The following is a 21,258-nucleotide window of genomic DNA, read 5'->3' as shown; positions in this document are numbered from 1 at the left end:
GATTGTTCACTCAGGTCACAGACAGCGGTCGTGTCGATCGAGTATATTTCTCGCTTCGTGCCGAAACGATGGTGGTAGCAGTGGTGATCCCGTCCCAGTTCCTGCTGTCTTCGCAGGCCAGCGCACCGCGCACCCTCTGTGATGTCCTGGATCAGACTGCCAGGGACTTCCCCGACGCCGCCGCGATCGACGACGGTGAGCTGTCTCTCACCTACTCCCAGCTCCTCGCGGTCGTGCGACGCGGAGCCGAGCGTCTGTACGCGGCAGGTGTCCGACGAGGCGGGCGTGTCGGGATCCGCATGCCGTCGGGAAGCCGAGATCTGTACGTGACCATCCTGGCCACCCTGTATGCCGGGGCGGCCTATGTCCCTGTCGATGCCGACGATCCGGACGAGCGAGCGGAATTGGTGTTCGGCGAGGCACACGTGGACGCGATCGTCGGTGCGGCCGGAATCCGGGCGCTCGAGGGACCCGCGGACGCCCGAATCGAGCCGTCCCCGCTGGCATCGCGCCCGACGGTGACCGACGACGCCTGGATCATCTTCACCTCGGGTTCCACCGGAACGCCCAAGGGTGTCGCGGTGACCCATCGCAATGCCGCGGCATTCGTGGACGCCGAGGCGCGCATGTTCCTCGTCGACGAGCCACTGGGTCCAGGCGACCGCGTGCTGGCCGGGCTGTCGGTCGCGTTCGACGCGTCCTGCGAGGAGATGTGGCTGGCGTGGCGCCACGGCGCCTGTCTCGTCCCGGCACCGCGATCGTTGGTACGCAGCGGCATGGACCTCGGACCGTGGCTCGTACAGCACGACATCAACGTGGTGTCGACGGTTCCGACGCTCGCGTCGCTGTGGCCGCCGGTCGCCCTGGAAGCGGTGCGGCTGTTGATCTTCGGTGGTGAGGCATGTCCGCCGGAACTGGCCGAACGGCTCGCCGTCGAGGGCCGGGAGGTGTGGAACACGTACGGGCCCACCGAGGCAACCGTCGTCGCGTGCGCGGCACCGCTGGACGGCGCGGGGCCCGTCCGGATCGGGTTGCCGCTCCCGGGTTGGGATCTCGCGGTGGTCGATACCGATGGACAACCCGTCGCCGAGGGGGCCGTCGGTGAACTCGTCATCGGCGGTGTGGGCCTCGCGCGCTATCTCGATGCGGCCAAGGACGCCGAGAAGTACGCTCCCATGCCGACTCTCGGCTGGGACCGCGCCTACCGCAGCGGCGACCTCGTCCGTCTCGATCCGGCAGGCCTCTTGTTCATGGGACGCGCCGACGATCAGGTCAAGGTCGGTGGCCGTCGCATCGAGCTGGGCGAGATCGACAATGCGCTGCAACAACTCCCGGGGGTGAGCGGCGCCGCGGCGGCGGTCCGGAAGTCGGCCGCGGGCAACAGTCTCCTGGTCGGCTATCTGGTGTCCCCGAATCCGGACTTCGATGTCGCCACTGCACATGCCACGCTCGCCGAACAGCTGCCAGCGCCGATGGTCCCGCGGCTCGCACTCGTGCCCGAGTTGCCGACGCGCACCTCGGGCAAGGTCGACCGAAACGCACTCCCGTGGCCGCTGCCCGGCACCGAGTCGCCCGACGACGCCGAGGAACTCAGCGAGACCGAAGAGTGGGTCGCGAAATGCTGGACCGACGTACTCGGCGTGGTGGTGAACAACCCGCAGGCCGACTTCTTCACCGAGGGTGGTGGTTCACTCGCTGCCGCACAGCTGGTCACCGCGCTGCGGACCCGCTACCCCGACATCACCGTCGCCGATCTCTATGACCATCCCCGGCTGGGGTCGCTCGCCGAGATGCTCGACGGGCGCAAACCGTCGACCGTGGTCACGCCGCGAGACGTCACGCCGACCCCGCGCAGCGCCGGTCTCGCGCAGATCGCCCTGTCGGTGCCGCTGACCACCCTGACCGGCCTGCAGTGGGCGACCTGGTTGGGCGTGGTGAACAACATTGCCGTCGAGGTGGTCGACCGCACCGACCGCTATGTCCCGTGGATGGTTCACGTGAACTGGTGGGTGCTGCTGGTCGCCTTCCTGCTGTTCATCACCCCGCCCGGACGCATGGTGATCGCCGCGACCGGTGCCCGGCTACTGCTCGCCGGGGTCGCCCCGGGCAGCTACCCGCGCGGTGGCAGCACCCATCTCCGACTGTGGGTCGCCGAACGGCTGCTCGAGGCGAGCGGCGCGTCGAACCTGTCGGGTGCGCCCTGGATGATCTACCTGGCCCGAGCACTCGGGGCGAAGATCGGACACGGCGTCGACATGCACACCATTCCGCCGGTGACCGGTTTTCTCACCATCGGAGAGGGCGCGTCGGTCGAACCGGAGGTCGACATCACCGGATGGTGGATCGACGGTGATGTCGTGCACATCGGGGAGATCGTCATCAAGCGTGGTGCATCGGTGGGCGCACGGTCGACGCTGTTGCCCGGTGCGGTGATCGGCCGCGACGCCGAGGTCGCGCCCGGGTCGGCGGTCCGCGGCCGGGTCAAGGCCGGCCAACATTGGGCGGGCTCACCCGCGGTAAAGGTCCGCAAGGCCGATCACCCGTGGCCGGATCACCGGCCACCGCGCGGGAGTGCGTGGGTCTCCATCTACGGGGTGTCGTCGCTGCTGCTGGCCGCGATCCCCCTGATCGCGCTCGCGGCCGGACTCGCGGTGATGGGCTCCTGGGCCATCCACGCCGACCGGCTGCACGACGTCGGACTGCGCTGCCTGATCCTGTTGCCGGCGGCGACCGTGACCAGCCTGCTGGTGTTCGCGGTGATCACCGCCGTGCTCGTCCGGCTGCTGTCGATCGGCCTGTCGAAGGGCTATCACCCGGTCCGCTCGCGCGTCGGCTGGCAGGTGTGGATGACCGAGCGTCTCCTCGATGCCGCACGCACCTACCTGTTCCCGCTCTACGCGAGCCTGTTGACGCCGTGGTGGTTCCGGCTCCTCGGTGTCACGGTCGGCGCGGGCACCGAGATCTCCACCGCACTGGTGCTGCCGAAGTTCACCACCATCGGCGACGGCGCGTTCCTCGCCGACGACACCATGGTGGCGTCCTACGAACTCGGCGGCGGCTGGATGCACATCGACGAGGCCAAGATCGGCAAGCGGTCGTTCCTGGGCAACTCGGGGATGACCGGCCCCGGCCGCAAGGTGCCGAAGAACAGTCTCGTCGCGGTGCTCTCGGCCACCCCGGACCGCGCGAAGTCGGGGTCGAGCTGGCTGGGCAGCCCGCCGGTCCGGCTACGGCGCACGGCGGCCTCCACCGACACCTCGCGCACATTCGATCCGTCGAGCCGGCTCAAGGTCGCGCGTGCGGTGGTCGAGACATTGCGCATCATCCCGGTGATGGTGTCGTTCGGCCTCGGACTGTTCATGCTGCTCGGCCTGCAATACGTCGCCCAGCACACTCACTACTGGGTGGCCGCTCTCGTGAGCGGGTTGCTGCTGCTGGTGGCCGGCGCGGCCGCCTGCTGCATCGCGGCTGCGGCGAAGTGGCTGGTCGTCGGACGCATTCGGGTGTCCGAGCACCCACTCTGGAGCTCGTTCGTGTGGCGTAACGAACTCTCCGACGCCTTCGTTGAGACGGTCGCGGCGCCCTGGTTCGCCAACGCCGCCACCGGAACCCCGATCCTCAATCTGTGGCTGCGCATGCTGGGCGCACGCATCGGCAAGGGGGTCTGGTGTGAGACCTACTGGCTGCCCGAAGCCGATCTCGTGACGCTCGGCGACGGCGCGACCGTGCAGCGCGGCTGCGTGGTGCAGACCCATCTCTTCCACGATCGGGTGATGGCCATCGACCGGGTCACCCTGGAAGCGGGCTCGACGTTGGGCCCGCATTGCGTCGCACTGCCGGCGGCAGGCCTCGGCGAGGCCGCCACCGTCGGCCCCGCCTCGCTCGTGATGCGCGGCGACGTGGTCCCGGCCCACACCCGCTGGCAGGGGAATCCGATCGCGCCGTGGAGCGGTTAGGGATCTCGATACGGCGCCTCGCCGCGCTCGGTGCCTACTCGATCAACGGGGACGATCAGTCGACGACGGCAGCCCGGCGACGTCGCCGGAACACATAGTGATCGGCCGCGGCATGACCCGACTGGGCAAACCCGACGGCGAGGAGAGCGGCGATCAGCGCGAGCGGCAGCTCGTACCCACCGTCGGTGCTCCAGAAGCCGTGGTCCCAGTGTGCGTACGCGATCGCACCGATCATGTCAGCGATCAGCAGGATCGACACCAACGGCAGCAGCAGACCCAGGATGAGCAGGATGCCACCGACGAATTCGACCCAGGTCGCGTACTGCGCGGCGAGGTCGGGAGCCGGGATGCCCATCCCGTCGAAGCTCTTCTCCACATTGCTGATTCCGTTGGTGTGGAGCTTCTGCCAGCCGTGCATGATGAAGATGTAGCCGAGAATCAGCCGTGCCAAGAAGAACGTCACACTACGTACGCCGAACATGATCTCCCTTTCGTCCCGACCCAGGCAACCGGACTCTAGTCCGCTTGTGCAGCCAACCTTCTCACGATCGCCACCGCCGCGTGTACCTCGGGTGCGACAGGTAACCTAAGTGTCCGCGACGGCTCACCGCCGACGCGGGACATACGCGCCGCAACTCGCACATCGTGCGGCGCATCCATCCACCGGATCATCTCAGGTGAACGCGTGCCCGGGGTGTGTATCGATCAGGCAGGAGCGTCAGTGCCGGGTAAGTCGAGCAAGGGTCCGCGACAACCCCTCCTCGGCGCTCCACTCGATGCCCTCGACCCCTATCTGCCCGACAACGGCAACCTCGGTTACCGGATCTCGCGCTACGACCTCGAACTCGAGTACAAGGTGTCGCCGAACCGCCTGGCAGGCATCGCGACACTCACCGCGACCTCGTTCATCCACCTGCGTAGGTTCACCCTCGACCTCGCGTCGTCGATGTCGGTGTCGCGTGTGACGATCGACGGGAAGCGCGCGCGCCACAGTCACCGGAATCGGAAACTCACGATCACTCCCGAGTCCCCGATCCCGCCCGGCGGAGCGTTGACCATCGTGATCCGCTACTCCGGATCGCCGCGGCCCATCCGCGGACCATGGGGCGAGGTCGGCTGGGAGGAGCTCACCGACGGTGCTCTGTGCGCCAATCAGCCCAATGGCGCCGGGTCGTGGTTTCCCTGCGACGACCATCCCAACGCCAAGGCGCCGTACCGGTTCTCGATCACCACCGACAGCCCCTACTTCGCGCTCGCCAACGGCGTCCTCGAGTCCAAGCGGAGCCGCGCAGCACAGACCACCTGGGTCTACCAGCAGGTGGAACCGATGGCGACGTATCTCGCATCCGTCCAGATCGGGATGTACAAGAAGAAGACGCTGGCCACCAAGCCCGTTCCGGTCGAGGCAGTTCTGCCGCCGCGACTGATGCGAAACCTCGAGGTCGACTTCGGCCGCCAGATCGAGATGGTCGAGGCATTCGTCGAGATGTTCGGGCCCTACCCGTTTCCCGTCTACACCGTGGTGATCACCGACGACGAGCTCGACATCCCCATCGAGGCGCAGAGCTTCTCGATCTTCGGCGCCAACCACTGCGACGGCAGCCGCCACGCCGAGCGACTGGTCGCACACGAGCTCGCCCATCAGTGGTTCGGGAACTCGGTGACCCTGACGCGATGGCGCGACATCTGGCTGCACGAGGGATTCGCCTGTTATGCCGAGTGGCTCTGGAGTCAGCGGTCCGGCGGCCGGAGTGCCGCCGAGTGGGCACGGATCTACTACGACAAACTCGCCGCGCACCCGGTCCGGGCGACCCTCGCCGACCCCGGCCCGCGCCACATGTTCGACGACTGGGTCTACAAACGCGGCGCACTGACGTTGCACGCACTGCGCCTGAGCATCGGCGACGGCAATTTCTTCGCGCTCCTGCGCCGCTGGACCGACAAGTACCGGTATGGGTCGGCGACCACCGAGGACTTCATCGCGCTGGCCGCGAACTACTCGACGATGTCGCTCGGGCCGCTCTGGGACGAGTGGCTGTTCACCGCTGCGCTCCCGGCCTTTCCCGGGCCGTCCTGAAACGGAGACCGCCCGTGGAACCCCCATGTCCGACGTAGAACAGCAGGCGGTGCGCGGCACCATCGGGCGGGTCACCATCGCCACGCTGATCGCCGCGGCCTCCGGATATCTGGTGTTGCTGCTCGCCGCCCGCCACCTCGGCGCCGCGGGCTACGCCGTCTTCGCGGTCTTCTGGGCGGCCTACGGCATGGTCACCGGCACCCAGAACGGCCAGTTGCAGGAGACGACCCGTACCGTGCGGGCTGCCCTCGATTCCCACCGCGGCCACACCGCCGACGACGGCGCGCTCCGCGCCCGCCCGTGGCTGATCAACACCATGGTCGGGCTCGTCCTGGCGGCTGCCGTCGCCGCGACATCCCCGCTGTGGAGTGGTCAGGTCTTCACCGAGGAGCGCTGGCCATCGGTGCTCCTGCTCTCCGTCGGGGTCGCGTCGTTCGCGGTCTACGCACATCTCGCGGGTGCACTCTCGGGAGCACTCGCCTGGGGGCCGTTCGCGGTGCTGCTCTCCGTCGATGCACTGGTCCGGCTGGTCGGCGCGGTCGTCGCGGTGACCCTCGGCGGCGACGTCACGGCGTTCCTGGTGATCACGGTGATCGGGTCCGTGTCGTGGATGGTCGTCCTGCTCACCTCTCCCGCGGCCCGACGCGCGGTAGGCCTGCGCGGCGACGTCGCGCCCGGGCGCTTCACCACCAACACGCTCACCGCGATGGCGGCCGCCGCCGCGAGCGCCGTGCTGGTGATGGGTTTCCCCGTCCTGATCAACGCCACCGGCCGCGACGACGCCGACACCGCCACCGTGGGTGCGGTGGTGCTGGCCGTGACACTCACCAGGGCGCCCCTCCTGGTGCCGCTGAACAGCTTTCAGGGCGTGCTGATCACCCGGTTCGTCGACGGCCGAGGGCACCTGATGGCCGCCCTGCGCACGCCTGCCGCGGTGGTCGCAGCAATCGGCGTGGTGGGGTCGGCAGCCGCATGGCTGCTCGGACCGTGGCTGTTGACCACCGTGTTCGGTGCGGATTTCCAGCTGTCGGGCGCCACGCTGGCCGCGTTCACACTCGGCGCGACCGCGCTCGCCCTGCTCACGGTGACCGGCGCTGCGGCCATCGCGGTCGGCTCACACCGCTGGTACGCGGCCGGGTGGTGGGTCGCCACCCTGGCGTCGATCGGACTGCTGCTGTTACCGCTCGGGGTCGAGGGCCGGGTCGCGATCGCCCTGGTCGGCGGTCCCGTCGTGGGGATGCTGGTTCACGGTGTCGCATTCGCCCGGCGCAGCGTCCCGGCGGCGGCCAGCACGCGCGACTGAAGGTGATTCAGCCGCGACGTCGCATGGAGACGTGCGGCACGTGCGGCGCGCTGCCACCCGAGCTCGGCGCATCGTCGTGCCTCGGCGGCGAAGAAGGCGTTCTCCTCGGCGAACCGCCTCCCGTCGACCGCCTGCAGGGAACTCACCGAGGCCTCGTGGCGCCGGTAGCGGAACACCACCGTCGAGTCGTGGACCAGCGAACCACCGGTCGCGGCCAGATCCACCAATAGTGCGAGGTCGAGGACGATCTCCAGTCCGGGACGGAACCCGACGTCGCGCACCGGTTCGGTGCGCCACAGCAGAGAAGGGAAATAGGTCCAGTTGCCGTGATAGAGGCTGGTCGCCATGGCCTCGCCGGCCAGCACCCTCGCCGACCCGTCCGCGGCGGCCCTGGGCGTGAGAAACCCCTTGATCCGGTCGCCGAGCGGGCGCACCACCTCGCCGCGGTCGTCGATCACCTCGACCCCGGGCGCCACCACCGCGGCATCGGGGTGGTCGTCGGCGAGCGCGCGCACGGTGCCGAGATAGTCGGGCAGCATCACGTCGTCGCAACCCATCACCACGAAGTGATCGGCCTCCACCAACTCGACGCAGCGGCGAAAGTTGCCGTTCACTCCGAGATTGGTCTCATTGCGCAGGTACTGGACCCGTGGATCCGCCAGTGACGTCAACCATTCACGCGGCTCGGGATCCGGGTAACAGTCGTCGATCACCACCAGCCGGAGATCGCCGGCACGCTGGTCCAGGACGCTGGTGACGGCCTGCCGAAACTGCGCGACGTCGCCGTAGAAGGGCATCATCACGTCGATCGGCACGCGACCAGACTAGTGCCGGGATGCGCCCACACCTCGGCTAGGGTTACCCACATGGCCTCCGGTTCCACCAGCAACGATGACGTGTGGCTGGTGATACCCGTCTACAACGAGGCGCAGGTGATCCGGAAGGTGGCGGCCGACGCCGCGCGGGTCTTTCCCAACATCGTCTGTGTCGACGACGGCAGCAAGGACGACTCCGCCGACGAGATCGTCGCTGCAGGCGCCCGTCTGGTGCGGCATCCGGTCAACCTCGGCCAGGGCGCCGCGATCCAGACCGGCGTCGAGTACGCGCGTGTGCAGCCGGGCGCGCGCTTCTTCGTCACCTTCGACGCCGACGGACAGCACCGGGTCGACGACGTGGTCGCCATGATCGAACGTCTCCGCACCGAGCCGGTCGACATCGTCGTCGGTACCCGATTCGCCGAGGGACGCAGCGAATCGGTCCCGCCCCTTCGGCGAATGGCGTTGCGCACCATCGTGTTCCTCAGCCCGCGTACTCGACGTCTCGGACTCACCGATGCCCACAACGGATTACGGGCATTCAACCGGACCGTGGCCGACCAGCTCGACCTGATGATGGGCGGGATGAGTCACGCATCCGAGTTCGTCGCCCTCATCGACCACTACAACTGGCGGGTCACCGAGCAACCGGTCACCATCCTCTACACCGACTATTCGCGCGCGAAGGGACAGTCCCTGATCAACGGCGTGAACATCGTGGCCGACGGCCTGCTGCACGGCCGCATGCGGCGCTGAGACAACTGCGGCACCGGAGACAACTGGAGCGCCGAGAACCGTTGGGAGACAACCGATGATCATCATCCAGATACTCTTGGTGGCCGCCGCCCTGGGCCTGGTCTGGTACTTCATCACCAACCGTGGCAACGCCCGCGCCTCGGCAGGTGTGAAGCTGCTCTTCGTGGCGTTCGTGGTGTTCGGGATCTACGCGATGCTGCGACCCAACGACATCACGGCCGTGGCCGGCTGGGTGGGCGTCGGCCGCGGCACCGACCTCGTGTTGTACTGCCTGGTGATCGCGTTCGCGTTCACGACGGTGGCCACCTACCTCCGGTTCCGCGAGTTGGAGATCCGGTACGCACGGCTCGCCCGGGCGATCGCGTTGCAGAACGCGGAGAAGCAGAACGACGCCTGAGGCGACTACCCGAGCGACGGATCGGTAGCCAACGACCGCAGATAGGCGGTCACGTCGGCATATTCCGGCAGCAGCCCGCCCTCACGGGCGGCCGAGAGACCCGGCGCGGCCGTGTCCTTCTCGGACAGTTCGTAATTCAGCCGCGAACCGTCGCGTGCGGCGGTCGGCCACTCGATGCCGAGTTCCGGATCGAGCGGGTTGATGCCATGCTCACCGGCCGGGTTGTAACCGGTCGAGCAGAGGTAGGTGACGGTGGAACCGTCGGCGAGCGAGCAGAATGCGTGGCCGAGCCCCTCGGACAGGTACACCGCGCGACGGTCCACGTCGTCGAGCAGCACGGCGTCGTAGGTGCCGAACGTGGGTGACCCGACCCGGATGTCGACGATGACGTCGAGGATGGCACCCGATGCGCAGGTGACGTACTTGGCCTGCCCGGGCGGCACATCGGCGAAATGGACACCGCGCAGCACGCCCGCCGCCGACACCGAGAGGTTCACCTGTGCGAGGTCGAGCCGGTGACCGATGGCCTCCTCGAGCAGATCACCCTTGAACACCTCCGCGAACAGCCCCCGGGCGTCACCGTGCTGGACAGGTGTGAGTTCCCATGCACCGTCGATGGACAGTGGCCGCAGCTTCATTCAGAATCCCTTTCCACGGTCCAGCAGTTCGAGCAGGTAATTTCCGTAACCCGACTTGCGGAGCTTCTCCGCACGCGCACGCAGATCCTCGTCGTCGATGAATCCCCGACGCCAGGCGATCTCCTCGGGCACGGCGATCTTGAGTCCCTGCCGCTGCTCGACGGTGCGGACGAAGTTGCCGGCGTCGAGCAGCGAGTCGAACGTACCGGTGTCGAGCCACGCGGTCCCGCGCGGCAGCACCTTCACCGCGAGCGCACCGCGATCGAGGTAGTGCGCGTTGATGTCGGTGATCTCGTATTCCCCACGGGCACTGGGCTTCAGGTTGCGGGCGATCTCCACGACGTCGTTGTCGTAGAAGTACAGTCCGGGCACGGCGTAATTGGACCGCGGATGTTCGGGTTTCTCCTGCAAGGCGACCGCTCGGCCGCCGGAGTCGAAGTCGACGACGCCGTATGCGGTCGGATCTGCCACCCAGTAGGCGAAAATCGCTCCACCGTCGACGTTCTCGAAGCCCTGTAGTTGGCTCCCCAGACCTGGGCCGTAGAAGATGTTGTCGCCCAGCACGAGTGCCACCGAGTCGTCTCCGATGTGATCGGCACCGAGGACGAAGGCCTGAGCGAGTCCGTCCGGCGACGGCTGCGTGACATAGCTGATGGAGATGCCGAACTGTTCGCCATTGCCGAGCAACCCGTGGAACGCGTCGCTGTCCTGCGGGGTGGTGATGATGAGGATGTCGCGAATTCCGGCCAGCATGAGCGTCGACAGCGGGTAGTAGATCATCGGCTTGTCGTAGACGGGCACCAACTGCTTGCTGACGCCCTGCGTGATCGGGTGCAGACGGGTCCCGGTACCGCCGGCGAGAATGATTCCGCGCATGACCCTCAGACTAGGCGACGGTAGGCTGATCGGCGTCAGCGAAAGGGGTAGTCCATGCGGGTCCTGGTCACCGGGGGTGCCGGATTCATCGGCGCCAATTTCGTGCTGCGGACCCTCGAGCAGCGCCCCGACGCCGCGATCACGGTGCTCGACAAGCTGACCTACGCCGCCAACCCGGCCACCCTGGCGTCGGTGTCCGATCGCATCGACCTCGTCAAGGGCGACATCGCCGACGCCGACCTGGTCGACGACCTGGTGGCGGCCACCGATCTGGTGGTGCACTTCGCCGCCGAATCCCACAACGACAACTCACTCGCCGACCCGTCGGCATTCGTCCAGACCAACCTGGTCGGCACCTACAGCCTGCTCGAAGCAGTCCGCCGTCACGGCGTGAGGTATCACCACATCAGCACCGACGAGGTGTACGGCGATCTCGACCTCGACGATCCGACCCGGTTCACCGAGACCACCGCCTACAACCCGTCGAGTCCCTACAGCTCCACCAAGGCGGGCAGCGATCTGTTGGTGCGGGCCTGGGTCCGGTCGTTCGGGCTGGCCGCGACGATCTCCAACTGCTCGAACAACTACGGCCCGTATCAGCACATCGAGAAGTTCATCCCCCGCCAGATCACCAACGTGCTCTCGGGCGTGCGGCCCAAGCTCTACGGCGACGGACTCAACGTGCGCGACTGGATTCACGTCGACGACCACAACGACGCCGTCTGGACCATCATCGACAAGGGTGAGATCGGCGAGACCTACCTGATCGGCGCCGACGGCGAGGTGAACAACCGCACCGTCGTGGAGACCGTGCTGGAACTGCTCGGGCAACCCGCCGACGCGTTCGACTTCGTCACCGATCGGCCAGGCCACGACCGCCGCTACGCCATCGACTCCACCCGCCTGCGCACCGAACTCGGCTGGCGCCCACAGTATGTGGACTTCTCAGCGGGCATCTCCGCCACCATCGACTGGTACCGCGACAACGCCGACTGGTGGCAGCCGAACAAACAGGCCGTCGAACAGGGCTACGCCGCCACCGAGAAGGTCATCGGCTAGACGCGTCCCAGGCATCGAGCGGCACCACCCGATCGAGGAAGTCGACCTGATCGGCGACGACCTCCTCGAAAGCATCCCCGACATAGATGTCGAAATGCCCTTCCGGGTAACGGATCAGCCGTGTGGTCGGGCCGCGACGGGCGTAACGCACCGTCGGGCGGGGCGGCGCGACCGTGTCGTCGTCGCACACACAGACCAGAACCGGGCAGGTGATCCGCTCCAGCGATCTCCCCGGGTGGTGCAGAGCGATGGCGAGCCCGACCCGGGCGGCGACCCGGTTGCTGAACGGATGGCCATCCGGGACCAGCGGGAGGTAACCGGGGATCACATCCGGCGCAGTCATCAATGCGGCGTCGCCTGCCTCCCCCGCCAGCCCGACAGTCACGGGCGCGCGACCTATCATCGCCCCTGCCAGATCCACGACACCGCGGGCGGTCACCTTGATCGCCGAGATGGGATGCAGAGCCAGCGTCGACGCGATACCGCTGGTGAACGGGCATTGCGCGATGATCGCGGCCACGTCGCCGTCCCGGGCGCCGGCCGCCATCGCATGACCACCGCCGAATGACGTGCCCCACAGGACCACGCGCCGGCCGTCGACATCGGGGATCGAGCGTGCGTGGGCGATCGCCGCAGCCCAGTCGGCCAGCTGGCGCCGGATCGACAGCAGTTGACGCGGCGAACCGTCGCTGGCACCGAAGTGACGGTAGTCGAACACGAGACATGCATATCCGGCGTCGGTGAACCGTTCGGCAAAAGCGTCGAGTCGCATCTCCTTGACCGCCCCGAGCCCGTGCGCCATCACGATGACCGGTGCAGGGGTCGCCGCGTCGGGCAGGTACAACCATCCCCGGCAGAGATCCCCCACGCCGCCCGATCTGAATTCCACGTCTCGCCGCGACACAACGCCGACGGTATCCCGAGACGATGAGCGCGACAACACAGCATCCCCGGAGCGAACGCCCAGGCCGATTGCATACCGTGGTCCCATGCGCGTACTCGTCAGCGGCGGCGCCGGCTACATCGGCTCGCACACGGTCATCCGTCTCGTCGAGGCAGGCCACGATGTGGTCGTCGTCGACGACTTCAGCAACGCCAAGCCCACCGTCGTCGGCAGGCTGGAGGCCCTCACCGGCACATCGGTCCCGGTCCATTCCTTCGACCTCACCGACGTCGACAAGACCGAGCATCTGTTCGCCAACGAGACGATCGACGCGGTCATCCATTTCGCCGGCTTCAAGGCGGTCGGCGAGTCGGTGGCCAAGCCGCTCGACTACTACCAGAACAACCTCGACAGCACGTTCTCACTGCTACGCGCGATGCGACGACACGATGTGCGCACGCTGGTGTTCTCGTCGTCGGCCACCGTGTACGGCGCCGAACCGCGACTCCCGATGACCGAGGACCTGCCGACGTCGGCGACCAACCCGTACGGCTGGACCAAGGTGATGATCGAGCAGGTCCTCACCGACGTCGCCGCGAGCGACGACCGGTTGCGGATCGCCGCACTGCGCTATTTCAACCCGGTCGGTGCACACGTCAGCGGCGACATCGGGGAGGACCCGAGCGGCATCCCGAACAACCTGATGCCGTTCGTCGCGCAGGTCGCCGTGGGACGCCGGGAGAAACTGTCGGTGTTCGGCGACGACTACGACACCCCCGACGGCACGGGGGTCCGCGACTACATCCACGTCGATGATCTCGCCGCCGGGCACGTCGCCGCCCTGGATCGGATCAGCGCGGGCACCACGCCGATGTCGATCTGGAACCTCGGTACCGGTCAGGGCGTTTCGGTCCTCGAGGTGATCAAGGCCTTCGAACGTGCGAGCGGCAGGCCGATCCCATACGAGATCGCGCCCCGGCGCGCAGGTGACATCGCCGCGTCGTACGCCGATCCGTCGAGGGCCAACTCCGAGCTGGGCTGGTATGCCACCAAGACCATCGATGACATGTGCGCCGACACCTGGCGCTGGCAGTCGAAGAACCCGAACGGTTACCCGGACGCCTGACCGGCGCCCGCGAACACCGAGTCGTTCACGCGGTAGATCGTCACGTTGCCGCGGCGGAAGACCGGCGTCAGACCCGGCGCACCGTGCTCGCGCAATGCCAGGAACGGGTCGCCCTGCACACCGTGTTCCGGGTCGGGCACACCGTTCTGGAACGGCCAGTAGCTGGGCGGACTGTCGATCAGATAGTGCACGTTCATGTCCCGGACGATCTGATCGACATGCGGATCGGCACCGATCTGGGACACCCCCCAATACAGGTCACGCTGACGCTGGGAGAACTCGTTGGCGCGGTAGAACGGGAACATCGGCGTGAGGCCCGTGACCGGATAGATCCAGCCGGTCCCCTGGTCGAGATTGTTCATGACCAGCGTGTCGCGGACTCCCGGTTGCCGTTCGAGCCAGTGATACGCCACGAGGTCGTCGGGCCCGACGTACTTGCCGTCCCGCTGCTTCGACGCGATCTGCGCGTCCGACGGGTATCGCCACACCCCGGCCCCGGCGACGACCAGCAACAACACCACCACCGCGGTGGGCGCCAGCCAGCGCGCTGATCGCGGCGGCACCGACGTCGGTGCGGGCGAGAGGCCCCGCGACACCAGTCGGACCGCCCCGAGCGCGATCGAACCCACGGCGATCCCCGCCGCGGCCGCCGAGAGCATCGCGACCACAAAGGTCAACCGGTGCGGGGAGTTGTAGAAGTAGCCGCCGATGGCGCCGAGCGGATAGGTCAGCGGGCCGAGTGCGACCACCGAGTTGGCGGTCACCAGAACGAAGACCAGCCAGGCGGCGAGTCCGGCCCAGCACCGCATCCACACCAGCACGCCGAGTCCGATCAGCGTGAGGACGATCAGACCCCAGATCGGGTAGTGATCCTGCAGCGGGATCGTGCCGTTGAACGCCGCCTGTCCGAGCGCGTTGAACACACTGACGTGTTCCTCGCGGAAGTCGAAGAAGGGCAGTTCGTTGGTGTCGGACACCTTGATCGTGCCGGCCATCACGGGTGCGATGCCCACCAGCGTCACGAGTCCGGTCGCCACCAGGGTCGTCAGGTCGGCCAACCGCCCGTACGCGGGTCGCCACAGTCCTTCACAGAGCCACCAGAGCACGACGAGGACGACCGCCAGGATGAGGCCGGACGGATGGGTCGCGGTGACCCCGGCGAGAGCGAGTGCTGCCGGCAGCACTCGCCGCCGGTCACGCACCGCACTGATGATCAGGATGGCGGCGACCGGCGCGATCGACACCCCGACCGCATTCGGCACCGAGGTCAACTGGATCTCGACGTAGGGCAGCGACGGGAACAGCGCCGAGACCGCGGCCGCGGTGCCGGCGAGCACCGCCGAACGGTTCGTGTCGAAACGATGGCGGGCCAGCCAGTACGCGAGGGAAGCCACCCCGAATGGCACCGTGATGGCCAGGGCCGCAGGCGAATACGTGTTGTAGAGCTCGACCGGGTCAGCCCCGGTCAGCGGGAAGAGCACGGCGCCGAGGGCATGCCAGGTGTTCGGGTAGTAGTTGAAACCATGGGTGTCGTAGTTCATCAACTCGCCCATGCGCAGCGCCGACCCGACGCCGGTCTCGTGAATCCACCGCAGCGAACTCGCATGCCACAGCGAGTCCCACACCTGCGAGATGTTGCCCAGACCGGCGAAGGCGGTCTTGACGAGCGGACGGATACAGGTGATCGCGATGACCGCCCCGCCGATCACGGCCCCGCCGATCAGTGGCAGCGTCGCTCGACGGGTCAGCGGCGGGTCGTCGCCGGACGGCTCGGCCGGTGCCAGAACACGTAGCCGTCGGGTGCGCAGGAGCGCCGCGTACGCCCAACCGACGAGCAGGGTGATCACCAGCGCCACCAGGGCCGTCACCGCGTTCCATTCGAACCCGATGGCCGAGTAGAGGACGGTGAAGAGGCTGACGATCGCGAAGGTGATCGGCGGACCCGCCGCGATCGCGACCGGCCACGGCAACGTCATCCGACGTCCGACCAGCGCCCCGGGCACCACCAGCACAAATGCTGTCACGACGGTGACCCACGCGCCCAGCAACATCGCCCGCAACCTCCCGTGCCCGAAGAACCACGATGAGGTTACCGGTCGGTGTATGAGGTGGGTCCCGGCGGATCAGCTCGTCGCGACGTCGCGTGCCCGATCGGCGCGATGCGCGAGAGCGACGATCACCAGGCAGGCCACCGCCGCCACCACCCCGACGCCGAACATCATCGGGTAGGTGACCGACCCGAAGGTCTGCGACGTCCACGCGAGCACGGCCGGCACCGCGAAGCCGAGATAGGTGACGCCATAGAACACTGCCGTGAGTCCGGCGAGGTTGTCGGGACCGGCAATCCGCTGGACCTCGAGCAGCCCGGAGATCATCGCCATGCCGTACCCACAACCCAGCACCGCGGCGGCCAGGAGCGAGAGCCAGATCGTCAGCATCGCGGCGGCGGCCGCGGCCAGTGCCATGCCAACGGCGAGCACCATCAAGGCGAGAACCACGCCGCGCACCCCGTGCGGGTCGTCGATGCGGCGGCCCACGGACTGGATACCGAAGCCGGCCGCGAGTCCCAGCACGCAACAGAGCGCAGCGAAGGCGATCGGCGCGCCGGAGGTGTGCGCGGTCATCAGCGCCGGGATCACCGCATACGCCGACGCGCACGCGCCGAACACCCAGGGCGCGACGGGCAGCACCACGAGCAGTAATCGGCGGTCGGCGATCCCGGGGATCTTCAGGTCGTCGAGCAGCCTGCCCGGGTGCTCCTGGCGGGGGCGGGTCTCTGGACTGCCCGACAACCACAGCAGGGCTGCGACGGCGACCGCGATGTTGACCGCGTACGGCGTGACCGTCGGCCACGGCCCCCACTGGGCCAGCACACCGGCGAGCCCCGCACCCACACCGAATCCCGCCGTGAGACTCATGGCCGCCCGGCGTGCCCCTGCCGGCGCACCCGATCCGTCGCGGGCACTGATCTCGGCGATCCAACTGCCGCCGACCGCCATCGACAGGCCGAGCGCCACGCCGCTGGCCACCCGCCCGACACTCAGCAGCGCAAACGAGTGCGGACCGATCGCCAGCAGCACCGAGCCCAGCGCCGCGAAGATCGGCGCAGGCAACATCAACGGCCGGCGACCGAGCCGGTCCGACAGTGGACCGCCGATCACCAGGGCAGGCACGATCCCGAGCACATAGGTGAACAGCAGGCTGTCCACCGCGACGTCGGACAGGCCCCCGTTCTGCCGGTACATCACCAGCAGCGGCGTGAACTCGTTGCCGCCCCACGCCGCGGCGAACACGGCCGCGGAGACCGCCATCCAGCGACCACTTCTCATCGCAGTCGCGGTGGTGTGGCGATCGATGGCATCGACACTCATGAGCGTTCCCCCGACCTGATGTCGTGGACGCCTGCCAGATGCGCGCCCAGGGCGGTCGCGAAGGCCTCGGCGTCACCCGCTTCGATGGCGGCCAGCAGTTCACCGTGGTCGGACAGGATCCGGGCGGCGACGCCCGTGTCCCGGTGCACGCTCGCCGTGGTCATCCGCCGGTGCCGCTCCCCGAGGCCGACGAAGAAGTCGGCGAGCAAGGGGTTGTCGCCCGCGGCCACGATCAGCTGGTGGAACTCGGCGTCGAGCCGGGAGAACTCGGCGATGTCGGCCGGGTCCGCCGCACGGTGGGCGACCAGATTCGCCGCGAGCCGTGCCGTGAGCGAACCGCGAACCGCATCATCTCCCACGACCGACCGCACGGCGTGCCCCTCGAGGAGGGTTCGCGCCTCCACCACGTCGCGCGCTTCACGCTCTCCGATGGGGATCACGAGCGCGCCGCGCTTGGGGTACAGACGCATCCATCCCTCGGCCTCCAGGCGCAGGAATGCCTCACGGACCGGAGTACGACTCACCGCGCAGCGAGAGGCCACATCGCCCTCGCTGATGAGCTCACCGCCGGCGATCTCGTTTGTGAGAATTTGACCCTTGACCTCGCGATATACGCGCTCAGCAGCCGATTCAGGGGTGGCATTCAACATAGACACAAGTTGTATCTTATCGGCCCGAGCGATCATTCGGGGGGCACCTTGATCCGGTCGTCGAGACGGTGGGACACTGAGCGGGTTCCGCGCCCAGGTTGTTGCGTTATCCGGACGCGGCGGTCGCGGCATCTGATGGGCCAACCGGCCAGATGCGATCGAGACCGACGAGGTTATTCGGGCGCCCCGCCGATGTGGCGCCACCGTCTACCCGCCTCATCGATGACGCGGGTTACGCAGGAGGAACAGTGGCCAGCACGGCAGACAACGCACCGACCGATCGGCAGACCAAAGCTCCGTTCAACGAGCCGTCGATCGACGATGTGCCCATCACCGACGAAGAGATCTTCATGGCTCATGTCGGCGGCAAACTCTCGGTGGAGTTGCGGTCCCCGATCGACACCCAGCGGGATCTGTCGATCGCCTACACACCCGGCGTGGCACAGGTGTCACGGGCCATCGACAACCAAGCCCACCTGGTGGACAAGTACACCTGGACCGACCGACTCGTGGCGGTGGTCAGCGACGGCACCGCGGTGCTCGGCCTCGGTGACATCGGCCCGCGGGCCTCATTGCCGGTGATGGAGGGCAAGTCCGCACTCTTCCGCACGTTCGCTGGCCTCAACTCGATCCCGATCGTGCTGGACACCAAGGACCCCGACGAAATCGTCGAGACCCTGATCCGTCTGCGGCCGAGCTTCGGCGCGGTCAACCTCGAGGACATCTCCGCGCCGCGCTGCTTCGAGATCGAACGGCGCGTCATCGAGGCCCTCGACTGCCCGGTCATGCACGACGACCAGCACGGCACCGCGATCGTCGTACTCGCCGCCCTCAAGGGTGCGATGGCCCAGCAGAACCGCGATCTCCGCGACCTCAAGGTGGTCATCTCCGGCGCAGGCGCCGCGGGCGTGGCCTGTGCGAACATCCTCGACCACGCGGGCGTCACCGACGTCGTGGTGCTGGACTCCAAGGGCATCGTCAGCTTCCACCGCGACGACCTGAACGAGATCAAGCAGGAACTCGCCGAGCGCACCAACCCGCGAAGCCTCGGCGGTGGCCCCGCGGAGGCATTGGCAGGCGCCGACGTCTTCCTCGGCGTCTCGGCGGGCAAGATCGACGAATCGCTGATCGCCTCGATGGCCGACAACGCGATCGTGTTCGCGTTGTCGAACCCGGACCCGGAGATCCATCCCACCGTGGCCGCGAAGCATGCCTCGATCGTCGCGACCGGTCGCAGCGACTTCCCGAATCAGATCAACAACGTGCTCGCCTTCCCCGGCGTGTTCGCGGGTGCGCTCGACGCCGGCGCACGACGTATCACCGAACGCATGAAACTTGCTGCAGCAGAAGCGATCTTCTCGGTCGCCGCAGACGACATCCGGCCGGACCGGATCGTCCCGAGCCCGCTCGATCAGCGGGTCGCACCGGCGGTCGCGGCCGCGGTGGCCGCCGCTGCGCACGCCGAAGGCGTCGCCTGAGCCAACCGGTTTCGTAGCAGTGATGCGCGGTGGGCGCGTGTTACTGCTACGGAATCGGCGTCAGTCGCGGTTCTGCCAGGTGCACAGGCAGATCTCGTTGCCCTCCGGATCGGCGAGCACCCACCACTCGGGGGCGAACTCGTCGGTGACGAGCGACCCGCCCGCGTCGATGGCGGCCGCGATGCGGTCCTCGACGACGTCGTGCGGGACCCAGAGGTCCACGTGGACGCGATTGCGCTGCGGCCGCGGCTCGTCCATCTGCTGGAACCAGACGCCCGGCAGGATGCCCGCCGGGTCGGCGAGGTCGACCGACGTCTCCTCGGGTTCGTCCCGGTATCCGAGGACAGCCTTCCAGAACGGCTTGACCGCCGAGATGTCGAGTACGTCGATGCCGAGTTCGAAGCGGGCAGGCGGCGCAGACAGCGGCTCGATGCCGAGGTCGGCGGCGATCGCGGAGATCGTGTTCGCCAATGCGACGTCCGCCTCGGTGAGTGCGTTCGCACTGTGCGTCGTCAAGGCGAGATGAACTGAGCCATAACGTAACTCGACGTCAGGATGATGCTGCACCGCCTCGGCGGCATCGATGATCGCCGAGACGAACTCACCACCTTTGACCATGCCGCCCGTCTTGTACGCCGCGTACAGGGTGTCGGCCAGCACCCGCCACGGGTCGGAGATCGCCTCGGTTGCGGCCGCGGCACTGACTGGGGTTCCACTGGATCCGGTCATGTCTCCGACACTACGACCGGTTCGCGCTCCTGGGTACCCTGGTGACCGTGCTCCTTCCCGCCACCACGGCGCAAGGCGTGGCAGACGGCACCATCGACCTGGCCTTTCGGCGATGGAAAGTCCCGCGTGTCACGGTCGGGTCAACGTTTGTCAGCTCGGCAGGCGTCGTCGAGATCGTGTCGGTGGCGCAGATCCGCGCCGACGACATCACCGACGACGACGCGCGCCGCGCGGGATTCGACTCGCCGGCGAAGGCCATCGGCAAGCTGCGAGCGAATGACGATCCGATCTTCCGCGTCGGTCTGCGATGGGCGGGGCCCGATCCGCGCATCGCGTTGCGCGAGGACGACGCCCTGTCCGACGACGACATCGACGATCTGCTGACCCGACTGGCCCGGCTCGACGCGCGGTCGTCGCACGGGCCGTGGACGCGTGCAACCCTGGATGTCATCGCACGGCGGCCTGCCGTCGTCTCGACCGAACTGGCAACCGAATTAGGCAGGGAGCGGCCTGATTTCAAACTCGACGTGCGAAAGCTGAAGAAGCTCGGCCTGACCAACAGCCTCGATGTCGGATACGAGCTGTCGCCACGGGGTCGGGCGCTGTTGGACCGCATCGACACAATTCACGTGCGCGGGCACTAGTCGGCGCATAATCGACACATGCCCAGCCCGCCTCCGGCTCGCCATCTGCTGCGGGCCAAGGATCTCGTCGATGCCCGCTTCGCCGAGCCGCTGACCGTCGACGCGATGGCCGCGGCGGCCGGCCTGTCGCGGGCACACTTCACACGCGCCTTCGCTGCGACGTTCGGAGAATCTCCGCACGCGTACCTCCAGACCCGTCGGCTCGAGCGCGCGGCCGCCATGCTGCGCAACACCGACCGATCGGTGGCCGACATCTGCATGTCGGTCGGGTTGTCGAGCGTCGGATCCTTCACGACCAGCTTCGCGAAGGCCTTCGGCAGACCGCCAACCGCCTACCGGTCATCGTTCCCACCCGCGAAGGCCCATGTCCCGGTGCCCACCTGTGTGATGCGCATCTACGGCAGGCCGGCACCGACGACGCGCAGACCGAAGACAGCACACCGGAAGAAGACCCCGGAGGACGCGGGCTCATAACGTGAGGATCACCGAACACCACCCGA

Annotated in this window: 19 protein-coding genes; 10 read left to right on the top strand and 9 right to left on the bottom strand. The window is 67.7% G+C overall.

Features of this window, described 5'->3' with window-relative positions; genetic code table 11:
- Positions 1-68 precede the first annotated feature (68 nt).
- Positions 69-3,956 carry a Pls/PosA family non-ribosomal peptide synthetase gene (locus IDF66_RS22740; RefSeq protein ID WP_190268738.1) on the top strand — a complete coding sequence of 1,296 codons (3,888 nt, stop codon included), beginning with the start codon at positions 69-71 and terminating at the stop codon, positions 3,954-3,956.
- Between the two features lie 55 nt (positions 3,957-4,011).
- On the opposite strand, the gene IDF66_RS22735 is transcribed toward IDF66_RS22740, so the two are convergent.
- Entirely contained in the window at positions 4,012-4,437 is a 426-nt protein-coding gene (locus tag IDF66_RS22735; RefSeq protein WP_164310472.1) for a DoxX family protein, read from the bottom strand.
- A 240-nt stretch (positions 4,438-4,677) separates the two neighbouring features.
- Between IDF66_RS22735 and IDF66_RS22730 the strand changes: the two genes are divergently transcribed.
- Positions 4,678-6,033 carry a M1 family metallopeptidase gene (locus IDF66_RS22730; RefSeq protein WP_190268737.1) on the top strand — a complete coding sequence of 452 codons (1,356 nt, stop codon included), beginning with the start codon at positions 4,678-4,680 and terminating at the stop codon, positions 6,031-6,033.
- A 25-nt stretch (positions 6,034-6,058) separates the two neighbouring features.
- Positions 6,059-7,336: a lipopolysaccharide biosynthesis protein gene (locus IDF66_RS22725; protein WP_190268736.1), complete on the top strand. Its 1,278-nt coding sequence runs from the start codon at positions 6,059-6,061 to the stop codon at positions 7,334-7,336.
- On the opposite strand, the gene IDF66_RS22720 is transcribed toward IDF66_RS22725, so the two are convergent.
- Positions 7,279-8,151: a glycosyltransferase family 2 protein gene (locus IDF66_RS22720; RefSeq protein WP_190268735.1), complete on the bottom strand. Its 873-nt coding sequence runs from the start codon at positions 8,149-8,151 to the stop codon at positions 7,279-7,281. The two genes, IDF66_RS22725 and IDF66_RS22720, sit on opposite strands and share 58 nt — an antisense overlap.
- 51 nt (positions 8,152-8,202) lie before the next feature.
- Here IDF66_RS22720 and IDF66_RS22715 point away from each other — a divergent pair, with 51 nt between their 5' ends.
- Entirely contained in the window at positions 8,203-8,907 is a 705-nt protein-coding gene (locus IDF66_RS22715) for a glycosyltransferase family 2 protein (RefSeq protein WP_190268734.1), read from the top strand.
- 55 nt (positions 8,908-8,962) lie between these two features.
- The gene (locus IDF66_RS22710; RefSeq protein ID WP_190268733.1) at positions 8,963-9,304 is read left to right on the top strand and encodes a DUF2304 domain-containing protein; all 342 of its coding nucleotides are present in this window, start codon (positions 8,963-8,965) and stop codon (positions 9,302-9,304) included.
- A 5-nt stretch (positions 9,305-9,309) separates the two neighbouring features.
- Here IDF66_RS22710 and IDF66_RS22705 read toward each other — a convergent pair whose 3' ends face one another.
- Together IDF66_RS22705 and rfbA are read right to left on the bottom strand one after the other, a co-directional pair.
- Positions 9,310-9,942: a dTDP-4-dehydrorhamnose 3,5-epimerase family protein gene (locus IDF66_RS22705; protein WP_190268732.1), complete on the bottom strand. Its 633-nt coding sequence runs from the start codon at positions 9,940-9,942 to the stop codon at positions 9,310-9,312.
- Entirely contained in the window at positions 9,943-10,818 is an 876-nt protein-coding gene (gene rfbA, locus IDF66_RS22700) for a glucose-1-phosphate thymidylyltransferase RfbA (protein WP_190268731.1), read from the bottom strand. It lies immediately after the preceding gene.
- Between the two features lie 54 nt (positions 10,819-10,872).
- Between rfbA and rfbB the strand changes: the two genes are divergently transcribed.
- On the top strand, positions 10,873-11,877 hold the full coding sequence (gene rfbB, locus IDF66_RS22695) for a dTDP-glucose 4,6-dehydratase (RefSeq protein ID WP_190268730.1): 1,005 nt from the start codon (positions 10,873-10,875) through the stop codon (positions 11,875-11,877).
- Here the strand turns inward: rfbB and IDF66_RS22690 are convergent.
- Positions 11,867-12,781, bottom strand: coding sequence for an alpha/beta hydrolase (locus tag IDF66_RS22690; protein ID WP_317628823.1), 915 nt, complete (start codon positions 12,779-12,781; stop codon positions 11,867-11,869). The two genes, rfbB and IDF66_RS22690, sit on opposite strands and share 11 nt — an antisense overlap.
- Before the next feature lie 85 nt (positions 12,782-12,866).
- On the opposite strand from IDF66_RS22690, the gene galE reads away from it, so the two are divergent.
- The gene (gene galE, locus IDF66_RS22685) at positions 12,867-13,886 is read left to right on the top strand and encodes a UDP-glucose 4-epimerase GalE (RefSeq protein WP_190268728.1); all 1,020 of its coding nucleotides are present in this window, start codon (positions 12,867-12,869) and stop codon (positions 13,884-13,886) included.
- Here the strand turns inward: galE and IDF66_RS22680 are convergent.
- The 3 genes from IDF66_RS22680 to IDF66_RS22670 form a co-directional block, all read right to left on the bottom strand.
- Complete coding sequence (locus tag IDF66_RS22680) at positions 13,871-15,937, bottom strand: DUF6541 family protein (protein ID WP_190268727.1); 2,067 nt, start codon at positions 15,935-15,937, stop codon at positions 13,871-13,873. The two genes, galE and IDF66_RS22680, sit on opposite strands and share 16 nt — an antisense overlap.
- 72 nt (positions 15,938-16,009) lie before the next feature.
- Positions 16,010-17,257, bottom strand: a complete 1,248-nt coding sequence (locus tag IDF66_RS22675; protein ID WP_387998307.1) for an MFS transporter — start codon at positions 17,255-17,257, stop codon at positions 16,010-16,012.
- The gene (locus IDF66_RS22670) at positions 17,254-17,907 is read right to left on the bottom strand and encodes a GntR family transcriptional regulator (RefSeq protein WP_164311097.1); all 654 of its coding nucleotides are present in this window, start codon (positions 17,905-17,907) and stop codon (positions 17,254-17,256) included. The genes IDF66_RS22675 and IDF66_RS22670 overlap by 4 nt, the downstream gene beginning before the upstream one ends.
- 248 nt (positions 17,908-18,155) lie before the next feature.
- On the opposite strand from IDF66_RS22670, the gene IDF66_RS22665 reads away from it, so the two are divergent.
- Positions 18,156-19,385: an NAD(P)-dependent malic enzyme gene (locus IDF66_RS22665; RefSeq protein ID WP_317628822.1), complete on the top strand. Its 1,230-nt coding sequence runs from the start codon at positions 18,156-18,158 to the stop codon at positions 19,383-19,385.
- A 60-nt stretch (positions 19,386-19,445) separates the two neighbouring features.
- On the opposite strand, the gene IDF66_RS22660 is transcribed toward IDF66_RS22665, so the two are convergent.
- Complete coding sequence (locus IDF66_RS22660) at positions 19,446-20,114, bottom strand: VOC family protein (protein WP_190268726.1); 669 nt, start codon at positions 20,112-20,114, stop codon at positions 19,446-19,448.
- Between the two features lie 47 nt (positions 20,115-20,161).
- Here IDF66_RS22660 and IDF66_RS22655 point away from each other — a divergent pair, with 47 nt between their 5' ends.
- Both IDF66_RS22655 and IDF66_RS22650 read left to right on the top strand, forming a co-directional pair.
- Positions 20,162-20,758, top strand: a complete 597-nt coding sequence (locus IDF66_RS22655; RefSeq protein WP_190268725.1) for an ASCH domain-containing protein — start codon at positions 20,162-20,164, stop codon at positions 20,756-20,758.
- An 18-nt stretch (positions 20,759-20,776) separates the two neighbouring features.
- Positions 20,777-21,232 carry a helix-turn-helix domain-containing protein gene (locus IDF66_RS22650; RefSeq protein ID WP_190268724.1) on the top strand — a complete coding sequence of 152 codons (456 nt, stop codon included), beginning with the start codon at positions 20,777-20,779 and terminating at the stop codon, positions 21,230-21,232.
- Positions 21,233-21,258 lie beyond the last annotated feature (26 nt).

The sequence above is a fragment of the Gordonia hankookensis genome (assembly GCF_014673215.1).
Classification (GTDB): domain Bacteria; phylum Actinomycetota; class Actinomycetes; order Mycobacteriales; family Mycobacteriaceae; genus Gordonia; species Gordonia hankookensis.
This window is presented reverse-complemented; position numbering and strand designations above follow the sequence as displayed.

What these genes read in the sequence shown, in the direction of transcription:
- IDF66_RS22740 (WP_190268738.1), top strand. Translation starts at nt 69, where the DNA reads ATGGTGGTAGCAGTGGTGATCCCGTCCCAGTTCCTGCTGTCTTCGCAG.
- IDF66_RS22735 (WP_164310472.1), bottom strand. Translation starts at nt 4,437, where the DNA reads ATGTTCGGCGTACGTAGTGTGACGTTCTTCTTGGCACGGCTGATTCTC.
- IDF66_RS22725 (WP_190268736.1), top strand. Translation starts at nt 6,059, where the DNA reads ATGTCCGACGTAGAACAGCAGGCGGTGCGCGGCACCATCGGGCGGGTC.
- IDF66_RS22715 (WP_190268734.1), top strand. Translation starts at nt 8,203, where the DNA reads ATGGCCTCCGGTTCCACCAGCAACGATGACGTGTGGCTGGTGATACCC.
- IDF66_RS22710 (WP_190268733.1), top strand. Translation starts at nt 8,963, where the DNA reads ATGATCATCATCCAGATACTCTTGGTGGCCGCCGCCCTGGGCCTGGTC.
- IDF66_RS22705 (WP_190268732.1), bottom strand. Translation starts at nt 9,942, where the DNA reads ATGAAGCTGCGGCCACTGTCCATCGACGGTGCATGGGAACTCACACCT.
- rfbA (WP_190268731.1), bottom strand. Translation starts at nt 10,818, where the DNA reads ATGCGCGGAATCATTCTCGCCGGCGGTACCGGGACCCGTCTGCACCCG.
- rfbB (WP_190268730.1), top strand. Translation starts at nt 10,873, where the DNA reads ATGCGGGTCCTGGTCACCGGGGGTGCCGGATTCATCGGCGCCAATTTC.
- galE (WP_190268728.1), top strand. Translation starts at nt 12,867, where the DNA reads ATGCGCGTACTCGTCAGCGGCGGCGCCGGCTACATCGGCTCGCACACG.
- IDF66_RS22680 (WP_190268727.1), bottom strand. Translation starts at nt 15,937, where the DNA reads ATGTTGCTGGGCGCGTGGGTCACCGTCGTGACAGCATTTGTGCTGGTG.
- IDF66_RS22675 (WP_387998307.1), bottom strand. Translation starts at nt 17,257, where the DNA reads ATGAGTGTCGATGCCATCGATCGCCACACCACCGCGACTGCGATGAGA.
- IDF66_RS22670 (WP_164311097.1), bottom strand. Translation starts at nt 17,907, where the DNA reads ATGTTGAATGCCACCCCTGAATCGGCTGCTGAGCGCGTATATCGCGAG.
- IDF66_RS22660 (WP_190268726.1), bottom strand. Translation starts at nt 20,114, where the DNA reads ATGACCGGATCCAGTGGAACCCCAGTCAGTGCCGCGGCCGCAACCGAG.
- IDF66_RS22650 (WP_190268724.1), top strand. Translation starts at nt 20,777, where the DNA reads ATGCCCAGCCCGCCTCCGGCTCGCCATCTGCTGCGGGCCAAGGATCTC.